The sequence below is a fragment of the Microcoleus asticus IPMA8 genome, from assembly GCF_013179805.1.
In the GTDB taxonomy this organism is placed as follows: domain Bacteria; phylum Cyanobacteriota; class Cyanobacteriia; order Cyanobacteriales; family Microcoleaceae; genus Microcoleus; species Microcoleus asticus.
Map to the genome: position 1 here is coordinate 1 of NZ_SRRZ01000183.1, position 10,322 is coordinate 10,322.

General features: G+C 47.8%; 8 protein-coding genes. 2 read left to right on the forward strand and 6 right to left on the reverse strand.

Going from position 1 to position 10,322, the window contains the following annotated elements:
• Window positions 1–187: 187 nt before the first annotated feature.
• Window positions 188–1,390: a Coenzyme F420 hydrogenase/dehydrogenase, beta subunit C-terminal domain gene (locus E5S67_RS29475; RefSeq protein ID WP_172192663.1), complete on the reverse strand. Its 1,203-nt coding sequence runs from the start codon at window positions 1,388–1,390 to the stop codon at window positions 188–190.
• Between the two features lie 320 nt (window positions 1,391–1,710).
• Here E5S67_RS29475 and E5S67_RS29480 point away from each other — a divergent pair, with 320 nt between their 5' ends.
• Window positions 1,711–2,271, forward strand: coding sequence for a hypothetical protein (locus E5S67_RS29480; RefSeq protein ID WP_216670798.1), 561 nt, complete (start codon window positions 1,711–1,713; stop codon window positions 2,269–2,271).
• A gap of 135 nt (window positions 2,272–2,406) precedes the next feature.
• On the opposite strand, the gene E5S67_RS29485 is transcribed toward E5S67_RS29480, so the two are convergent.
• From E5S67_RS29485 to psbZ, 5 genes are all read right to left on the reverse strand, one after another.
• Window positions 2,407–2,667: a hypothetical protein gene (locus tag E5S67_RS29485; RefSeq protein ID WP_172192667.1), complete on the reverse strand. Its 261-nt coding sequence runs from the start codon at window positions 2,665–2,667 to the stop codon at window positions 2,407–2,409.
• 170 nt (window positions 2,668–2,837) lie between these two features.
• Complete coding sequence (locus tag E5S67_RS29490; RefSeq protein WP_172192669.1) at window positions 2,838–4,322, reverse strand: DEAD/DEAH box helicase; 1,485 nt, start codon at window positions 4,320–4,322, stop codon at window positions 2,838–2,840.
• A gap of 773 nt (window positions 4,323–5,095) precedes the next feature.
• On the reverse strand, window positions 5,096–6,406 hold the full coding sequence (gene rimO, locus E5S67_RS29495) for a 30S ribosomal protein S12 methylthiotransferase RimO (RefSeq protein WP_172192671.1): 1,311 nt from the start codon (window positions 6,404–6,406) through the stop codon (window positions 5,096–5,098).
• A 211-nt stretch (window positions 6,407–6,617) separates the two neighbouring features.
• Entirely contained in the window at window positions 6,618–7,208 is a 591-nt protein-coding gene (ribH, locus tag E5S67_RS29500) for a 6,7-dimethyl-8-ribityllumazine synthase (RefSeq protein ID WP_172192673.1), read from the reverse strand.
• A 220-nt stretch (window positions 7,209–7,428) separates the two neighbouring features.
• Window positions 7,429–7,620: a photosystem II reaction center protein PsbZ gene (gene psbZ, locus E5S67_RS29505; RefSeq protein WP_015177377.1), complete on the reverse strand. Its 192-nt coding sequence runs from the start codon at window positions 7,618–7,620 to the stop codon at window positions 7,429–7,431.
• Between the two features lie 316 nt (window positions 7,621–7,936).
• Here psbZ and E5S67_RS29510 point away from each other — a divergent pair.
• Window positions 7,937–10,322, forward strand: a 2,386-nt coding sequence (locus E5S67_RS29510) for a CBS domain-containing protein (protein ID WP_246277041.1), incomplete at its 3' end; no start/stop codon positions are given.

The following is a 10,322-nucleotide window of genomic DNA, read 5'->3' on the forward strand; positions in this document are numbered from 1 at the left end:
ACTCGTAATAAGCGTCACTTTTATCAACGTGGTCTCAGAGCTGCAACCTTGCTCCGGCAAGGTTCCTAGCTATATTTGTCACCCCCCCAGCAATTGCATTTGTTTTCTATCTTTGTGTAGCAGGGTGCGTCACTTAGCGTTATTTTTTCAATAATCCAACAGCTTTTGACTGACGCACCCTACAAGTTTACACATCTGGTAACTTATACTGCCCCACAATCCGTTTAGCATATTCCGGCACATGAGCCTCTAATTTCTCAGGGTAATTGCGCTTCACGTACAGATAATTGCGAGTGAAATGAGAATCAATTGAAAACCGAGCATATTCCAAACCCTTTGGCCCAATTCTCTCAATAAAAACTCCCATTAACTTCGCCGCCCACATTGGCAAAGTCACCCCTTTTTCATAAGCCGGAATACTTTGCTGAACCGCTTCTTTTCTGTTTCCCTGAGACATCACGGGCTGAGTATTTAGCTGATCCGTTACCAAATCTAACATCTCTTGCCCGGTGTCATTTCGCACCACAATCCACTGCCAACCAAAAGGTGCTCCCATGTAGCCCACAACTAAATCTGCTAAAGAATTGACATAATCAAAACAGCTCAAACAAGAAGGAGCAAAAACATCTTTCAATTCCTTAGTATTCAGCCCGAAAAACGGCACTTTTTCTTCCGAACCATCTTCGTGTTTGAAGTGAACGTTAAAGTCTTGCATAAACTCATAAGATACAACTGTTTGGGGAGAACGGCTAGTCGTATCTAGGAATTTCTGCAAGCCCGCGCGGCTGACATTATCGACACAGGGAGTTCCCAAAACGTAGAGCTTTTCTAAACCGAGTTTTTTCTCGACTGTTCGCAAAGCTTGAATTTGACAGCCGACGCCAATTACTAACAGTCGCTTCATCCCAGATTTTTCGATTTGTTCCAATACTGAAAGGTTGGGAGATAGAGTTGGTTTGTTGACTTTGGCTGCGAGAATTTCCTCGCGATTCCTAGCAATAATCGGCATCGGTTGAAAACGGTCTTCTTTGGTATTCTGGACGCAAACAACGCCTTCTACAATTCCTTTTTCGAGCATTTCAATCGCAATTGTGCTGACGATCCCCGTCCACTGAGCGCCCTCGATCGGCTCTTTTTTCCGAGCCGCCATCATATTTTGACTGACTCCGAAATACCAATCGTCGGGGTTGTCGAGATTGCGCGATCGCCCGTGAATCTCTGCTTCTAATTCTGCGATATGCTGTGTTAAGAAAGCACAAGATTCCTTGACATAATGGATGTAATATGTATCGCACAAACCGCACTCGCTGCAAAGTTCTTTAGCGGGCCGGCGGCTACCCGGTTTCAGGGCTTTGGATTTTTGGTGTTTACTAGAATCTGTTGCGGTCATCTAAATTACTTATTTTATGCAGATATGGCTTTTGTTAGGATATCACAGCAATTCTGGTTATTAAGTAGTCGCTCTAATTAAACGTAAAACTTTGTTGGCTATTCAGAAATCCGTCCGGGCGGTATCTCTTGGAACTCCCCTACAGAAACCGGGTTTCTAGGTCTTAGATCTTTGGGGACGAATATCCTTATTTTTTTAGTGCCTCTTAGCTCGGATTTTGCTTGCGTAGGAGCGAATTCTATTCACCCGGGATTATTAGTATAGAATCCGGATCTAGCGGGCGATCGCGCGAATACATTGCCAAATAAAGCTATAAAAAAATGGTAAAAATGTTTGTGATAACAGCCATAGCTGGCATTACGATGAATCTCGCAATTTCGAGCTTAGGATTTGCTGCTTTAGTTCGCCCTGTTCTCGCTATGAATCAAACTGTTGCGACTCTAGAAAGAATGCTCAGCGCGACACAAAAGCCGGCGGCGCTGAACTATTCGCGCCTGGGGATTGGCGGCGTTCGGTTGGGGATGCCTGTAGAAGAGGCAAAACGTAAGCTGGGAAAACCGCAGCGGGACGAAACTAAACCCGCTGGGTCTGCCATCGGTGGCAAGATTCGCACGCTAACCTACTCAGGATTGACGATAGCAGCATGGGAGGGCAAAGTTTATTTAATTTCTACTACCAATCCCAAGTTTCTGACAATGGATGGTGTGAAGGTAGGAGATAACAGCCAAAAAGTTGTTAAAGCTTACGGTTACGGGTCGCAATCTGTGCAGGGTGGATTGACTCGGTTGATTTACAGCAATGACCAAAAGGCTTCTAATTTGATTTGGGAACTTAAGGGCGATCGCGTGCAAAAAATTATTGTGAACACGCAGCTAAACTGAAATATTAAACCACAGTGCAAACATCTCGGTTTACAAGTTTGTAGTAAGGACTTTATTCCTTATTTATTAAGATTTTTAGCCTTTCAGTGAGTTGACTGGAGGGCTTTTTCCTGATGTGCGATCGCCCGAGTCTCCTTAATCCTTTTCGTCATCATCCGACAACTTTTCCATTTCCTCAGCAACTAGCGTCTGAAAATCCTCTCCGCAAGGAACGTTCAGATGAATTGGATCACTCAGGAACTCTGCTAGAATTTCAGCTTTTTGTAGAGCGCTCAAATCAAGTAACTGAAGCTGATGGATTAAAGTAATCACATTTTGACACTCAGTACCCAATTCTTCAATTAACCTACTCAGCGTAGAATTAGTTACAGACATTGTCCGATCGCTAACTTGCATCTTTACTTATCCAATTCTCAGTCCGCTAGGAGTGGGCTTCCTTTGTTCGCGGTTTCAACCGCCTAGCGCTGTCGGATTTGGGATCGCACCCATAAAAAAAAGTAGAGATGCGATCGCGATCGCATCTCTACTAAAATTCAAAATAAGGTGCGCACTGCGCACCCTACCAATTAGCTGTTCTGGGGAACAGGAGCACTCGGTGCTCCAGAAAAAGTCGGCGCTACAGAATTACTTGGCGCAGGAGTCTTAGCCCGTTTCTTGATCAAGATTGGCTTGACGCTGTTTTCTCCACCAATCGGGGGATCTTCTTGTTGAGCGTAATCAGCACCCATCCAAGCAGGACGGCTTTGATCGAAAGCCATTTGCAAAGCAGCAGCGGCGATCGCGTGGGAGTCGTACTCCTCGGATAACTGAGATACTAGAGGCAAGAAAGATGCCATCCGTTCGCCAGCCAAAGCTTCGCGAACTTTACCCTGCATCTTTTCCAACTGACGAGCTTCAATTTGCGCCCGTGTCGGAATGTTTCGCACCGTCAAGCTCGATCGCACGTGGCGTTCAATCAAGCGCAGTTTGCGGCGATCGACCGGTTGAATCAGCGTAATCGCCGTTCCTTCCCGACCAGCCCGGCCCGTGCGTCCGATCCGGTGAACGTAGCTTTCCACACTGTCGGGCAAATCGTAGTTAATCACGTGAGTCAAGTGATCCACGTCCAAACCCCGCGCCGCAATATCAGTCGCCACTACCCAGCGGACTTGACATTGGCGGAACCGCGACAGCAAGCGTTCCCGCTGTGCCTGATTCAAATTACCGTGATACTCGTCAACGCTGTGACCTGCTGCTTGCAGTTGGCTGGTGAGTTCCGCCGCCGACTGCCGCGTCCGCACAAAAATCAGTGCAGATTCCGGGTCTTCCATTTCTAGGATTGGCTGTAGAGCCCTTGCCTTCGACCAGCCGCGGGGAATCATGTACACGCCTTGGCTGATGCGCTTCGGCGTTGCTTTTGGCTGTTCTACGGTGACGTTAACAGGGTTGCGCAAATGGCGCGACACCAATTTCCGAATGGAAGCTTCCATCGTCGCCGAGAAAAATGCCGTTTGACGTTCTTTTGGTGCAGCATCCAAGATTTTTTCCACATCTTGGATAAAGCCCATGCTGAGCATTTCGTCAGCTTCATCCAAAACTAGCCATTTTACCTTGTCTAGTTTCAGGCTGCCGCGGCTCAGCATATCCAATATGCGTCCGGGTGTACCGACAACTACGTGAACGCCGCGCTTCAAACGCTGCATTTGACGATCGATCGATTGACCGCCGTACACCGTCAGAACTTGCAGAGAGCGACCCACTTTTACCGGGCCGTCGCTGCTAATGCCGCTCAAATCGCGGATGGCTTCAGTTACTTGCATCGCCAATTCGCGAGTCGGCGTCAGCACCAGTGCTTGCACCGCAGTTACATCTAAATCAATCCGCTCCAAGATGGGCAACGAGAATGCTGCCGTTTTGCCTGTCCCTGTTTGGGCTTGACCCACAACGTCGCGACCTGCTAACAGGTGCGGAATTGCTTGTACTTGGATGGGAGTAGGTTCTGTAAAGCCTAGTGTTTCCAGATGGAGAACGAGTTCTTCCGAAAGACCTAAGCCTTCAAACAATAAATTCATTAATGCTCCTAATAACGAGTCTTAGCCTTCTAAGTTGCCCAACTCGGATGCGGATTTCTGCTCTAGGGCAGGAACTCATAAGAGTTCTTTATGGTGCTGCGCCTGCGCGCACCTTCTTAAATAGCAATCGAGTATAGGGCAGCTCCGTCGATGGTGACTAAATTTACCAATTCGACAGCCGTCTTTGATTTTGTGACATCACCGATACCAACCGCCAGGGGTCGGGTTATAGGCTTCCAACATTCTTAAAATAGGACATTGGACTTCCTTTGAGGTACTTGCAAGCTTTCCCTCTAGGGCATTTTATAGTGAGGATCATGACCAGCCCCACTTAACTACATAGTAGTAACAGGTTGTTTGGTTCAGGCGCTATCCCGCAATCCGTCGCCTGCGGGATTGAGCAGGGGATGGGGCGACCGTTACCGCCTATCCATCTCAACACTCTTTCGGGATACCGTTGTGGTGTATGGCGGACGGCGAAGCAATCTCAAATTATCCCCGCTTATTTCTGGCTTGTTATCATCATAACTCTTTACATTCAGAAACAAAACATTAAATTCGTTAAAATTTGCCGATGTTCTGTAGAGATTACCGCACCCCGACGGGGAGCGTCGATTGCCAGAGAGGCTACTAAAGGTTTATAACCCCTTTGCTAGATATCTTTGCACAATATTGTACAAACCGTTACTTTTGCTGCACAATCCGCTAATCATTTTTGGCTGGTGTCCGGTTTTTGTTCGCCACACCGCCGATCGGGACAGTTCCAGCAACACTTACACTTGACCGTAGAGGTCGTAGACATCTGCACCAGTAATTTTCACAGATACGATCGAACCCAGCCGCGCTTCTCCTGTCACATAGACGAGTCCATCTACTTCTGGGGAGAATCGGGCGGATCTACCAATCAACTCGCCTGTCTCTGGTTGTTCTTGTTCTATCAGGACATCAACTACCTGACCGACAGACTCTTGATTCTTTTTCAATGATATAGGTTGTTGTGCCGCCATTACCGAATTGCGCCGCATTTCCATTATTTCTGCAGGTATTTGCTGGGGCAAGCTGAAGGCTGGGGTTCCTTCTTCTGGCGAAAATACGAAAACTCCTACGTGATCGAATTCGTGGCGCTTGACAAATTCCAGCAAGTGTGCTGCGTGTTCGTCTGTTTCGCCCGGGAAGCCGACAATAAAAGTTGTCCGCATCACGGCGCCGGGAATTGCTGCTTTGAGCCGATCGACTATAGCATCATTGATCCCGGCTTGAAAAGGTCGATTCATCGCCCGCAGAATTTCGGGATGGGAATGTTGCAGGGGTAAATCCAAATACGGCAAAACGTTGGGTGTTTCCCGGATGGCTGCGACAACTTGCGGAGTCAAACCTGTAGGATAGGCGTAGTGCATCCGAATCCAAGGCACATCTACTTTACCCAAAGCGCGAAGCAGTTCGGCTAGTTTTGGTTCGCCATAAATATCTTTGCCGTAGTTGGTGGTAATTTGAGAAATTAAAATAATTTCCTTTACCCCTTCCGATGCCAATTGCTGAGCTTCCGCGACGATAGATTCGACCGTCCGCGACCTTTGATTTCCGCGCAAGTGCGGGATAATGCAAAATGCACAGCGGTAGTCGCAGCCTTCTGCTATGCGCAGATACGCGACACCTTCCGATGTTGTGCGGTAGCGGGGAGTAGTTTCGTCAGCGATATAAGTAGGTTCTGAGGAGACGAGGGAAACTCGATCGCCCTTTTCGACCTGCTGCATGACATTGACGATTTTATGATAGTCGCCAGTGCCGACAATTGCGACTGCTTCCGGCAATTCGTCCAGCAATTCCTGCTGAAAATGCTGTGCCATGCAGCCGGTGATGACTACTTTTTTATTAGCTTCTGCCAATTCTACCAAGGTGCGGACCGACTCTTCTCGCGCAGCTTGGATAAAACTACAAGTATTGACTACAACATAATCAGCTAATTCTTCATTAGAATCGACTTGATAGCCCGCTTGAGCCAGCAAGCCAATCATGTGTTCGGTATCGATGCGATTTTTTTCGCAGCCGAGGTGAGTAAATGCGATCGTTGGCTTCGTTGCCATGCAGTAATAGTTAGTGTTGCGCTATTTCTAAGAACTTTTTATGATATCACACTCATTTCCACTTGGCAAGATATTGGTCTAATTTGTCGATCTGCCGAGAGTGGAATTTTTACCTTGGGGGCGGGCATAATCACCACCCCACAAGATTCTTAAGATTTTTCCCGATGCAAATCTTGAGGTTTTTTTAGCTTAAAAATACTGCTAGCCGAACTTACAAGGGGATTTGATCGGACGATACATCGGGGGCGAGCGCCAGACTTGGTTCGCCCGATAGCACTTGACCAGCAGACCCACTAGCTAATTGACCGTAAGAGTTTACGCCCAAATCATTAACTTGACGCATCAAAGTGCTCATTTCCAAAGCACTCATCGCATAATTCCAGCCCAAATTGCTTTTAATTCCGGCCCTTTCCAAAGCTTGCTGCATCGTGTCAGTCGTCACCACCCCAAAAATCACCGGCACCCCTGTCTGAAAAGCAGCAGCAGCAATTCCCTTAGCAACCTCACCAGCCACAAAATCGAAATGAGGAGTTTGGCCCCGAATTACCGCACCCAGACAAATTACCGCATCGTAGCGACGAGAAAGAGCAGCTTGACGAGCAATCAAAGGAATCTCAAAACATCCCGGAACCCAATAAAAATCAACTTGATTACCGTGAGGATTGATATCAACTCCGTGGCGTTTCAAACAATCTTGACATCCTTCCAAAAGTTTGTTTACAATCATATCGTTAAAACGACCGATGACTATAGCAAACCGCAAAGATTCTGTTTGAGTAAAAGTTCCCTCGTAAACAGTCATAGTGTTCTAGTTTAGATTTTAGGTTTTAGATTTTAGATTTTTGTTTGTGAGAAGGCAAAAGTCAGAAAGTAGCAGCATCTCATCTGAATCTCAAGTGCAAAAACATACAGGGTCGCGCGGTCTGGAAAATTCCTAGCTTCTGCCGAATGCCTTTCAATCGCTGGTGAATGCCTTCATCCTTCTATCTTTTACCTTCTTTATTCGATAGGGTTGGGTGAAATTAAACGACTAAAAAGTTCAATACACCCACTGCAATAACCAGCAAAAACCAGAGGCCAGATCCAGCATAAATCAGGGATTTAGACTGATTCCAGTTTTGGGGAGAGGCATAAGCAACTGGCACGCCAACGACCATTACAAAAGACAGCAGTACCAGACCCAGTAAAACCACTTGAAACAAAATTGATAACATCTTTTCTCCTTTCGATATAACCGTGCGTTGATCGGAAATAGTTTCCCAGAACCGAAAAAAATCTTCCAAATTCTAGTTTTTGACAGTTTCCCGATAGTCGATCGAGAAATTGTCGGTTGATTGATACGAAAGAACCAGTGCAAATTCGGGCGTTGCGCGAACAGGCGTCAGCGGCTCTTGAGATTTCGATCAATTTTATCATTGTTCGCTACACGACAGAAAACTGGAAAGGTTAAGTTAAAGCCCGATCGACACATCCGGTTTCAGAGGGCGAGAAATTGCTACTGTTTGAGTTAGAGATGCGGGATGTTCGACTATGGACTTAGTTTTGTGCCACACAACAGCAGATTTTGACGCCTTGGGTGCGGCGGTGGGACTTTGCGTGCTGCGCCCAGGTAGCAGGATCGTACTTACTGGCGGGTCTCACCCGACGGTGCGGGATTTTTTGGCGCTACACCGCGACGAGTACCCGCTGATTGAACGCCGATCGGTCAATCCCCAACAAATTCGATCGATTACTATAGTTGATGCCTCCCAGCGCGATCGTTTGGGAAAAGCCGCCGAGTGGCTGGATTTGCCACACCTGAGCGAAATTGCTGTTTTCGACCACCACCTAGAGGCGCATTCAGACATCCCCGCTACTGTTAGCCAAATCGAAGCAGTCGGAGCCAGCACGACATTAATTGTCGAAAAGCTCAAAAATCAAGCAGAGAACAGCGACACACCCTTCCGCCTTCTCCCTTCGGAAGCAACAGTAATGGCCCTCGGCATCCACGTCGATACAGGTTCCCTCACCTTTGAGGGCGCAACTGCGCGAGATGCAATAGCTTTGGCCTGGTTGATGGAACAAGGAGCGAGTTTGGGGGTAATCGCTGAATATGTAGAACCCGGTTTATCTCCTCAATTGCAAGATTTGCTCAGAGAAGCGCTGAATAATTTGCGATCGGAAACTTTGCACGGTTACAGCGTAGCTTGGGTGCTGCTATCTACTGAATCTTACGTTCCCGGACTTTCTTCGCTGGCTTCTCGCTTGCTCGATTTGACTGAAACCGATGCTCTGCTTTTAGGTAATGTTTATAAATTGAGCGAAAACGAAAACAACCGCAACATCGATCCCGAATCGCCAGTTTCCAATCGATTAACTATTATCGGTCGATCGCGCATCGAAGGAACAAACCTCAGCGAATTGTTCAAACCCTTCGGCGGCGGAGGTCACGCCCGCGCCGCTTCCCTCGCCACCCGCGATGTTGACCCCTTGCTGACTTTAAATCAGTTAGCTGACGAACTCAAAGCTCAAATTCCCCACCCTCCGACAGCGCGCGAATTAATGTCGTCTCCCGTGCGGAGTATTCGCCCGGAAACATCGGTGGGGGAAGCTCACCGTATCCTCCTACGTTACGGACATTCGGGGCTTTCTGTGGTCGATGCGGGCGATCGGCTCGCCGGCATTATCTCGCGCCGCGACATTGACATTGCCCTACACCACGGTTTCAGTCACGCCCCGGTGAAGGGTTACATGACTCCGCAGCTAAAAACGATCGCCCCGGATACCTTACTGCCAGAAATTGAATCTTTAATGGTGACATACGATATCGGGCGCTTGCCAGTATTGGAAAACGGTCAACTGGTAGGAATTGTGACCCGGACTGACGTGTTGCGGGAATTGCACCAGCAAAAAGCGCGAGACAGGGGAAGCAGTGCAAAATTTTCTGATTGTCCTGTGCCCGAATCGGTTGAGCAATTGTTGCGATCGCGCATCAGTCCAGAATTATGGCAATTATTGTCGATCGCGGCCAATCTTGCCCAACAGCGCGGCTGGCAACTTTATCTAGTTGGTGGAGCCGTCCGGGATTTACTCTTAGCGACCGATGATAAACTGGCGCTAACTGATATTGATTTGGTTGTGGATGGAAAGTGCGGTTCCGACGATTCCGGTGCTGGTGTCGAGTTAGCTTCATCGCTGCAAAAATTATATCCGGGATCGCGTTTGGACGTTCACGGTCAATTTCAAACCGCCGCACTTTTGTGGCACAAAGACTCTCCTTTTGGCTCCCTGTGGGTCGATATCGCGACTGCTCGTACTGAATTTTATCCTTATCCGGCTGCAAATCCTGAAGTTGAAGCGAGTTCGATTCGCCAAGATTTGTACCGCAGGGATTTTACAATTAATGCGCTGGCTGTGCGGTTGGGTGTTCCTCGCAGCGGCCAATTGTTAGATTTTTTTTGCGGTTTGTTGGACTTGGAAGCGAAGCAAATTCGAGTTTTGCACGCCAACAGTTTTATCGAAGATCCGACGCGAATTTATCGCGCTGTGCGGTTTGCGGTGCGGTTGGGATTTGAAATTGAGCCGCAGACGGAAGGATATATCCGCCACGCTTTGGCCAGCGGGATTTATTACCGAATTCAGGGGGAAAACGGGCGAGCTCCGGCTTTGGAAACTCGGCTCAAAAGCGAATTAAAATACATTTTGCAAGCTCCTTACTGGAAAGTTGCTTTGCAAATGCTGGGAGATTTGCAGGCTTTGCGCTGCATTCATCCTAGTTTGGAGTTGGATCGGGAGTTGTGGCGGCAACTGCGTTTGCTCGATCGGTGTTTGAAGGGAAGAAGGAAGAAGGAAGAAGGAAGTTCGGCAACGGATTCTGTAACGGATGTAACGGATGTCAGGAAAAAGAAAGAAGAAAGAAGGAAGAAGGAAGAAGGAA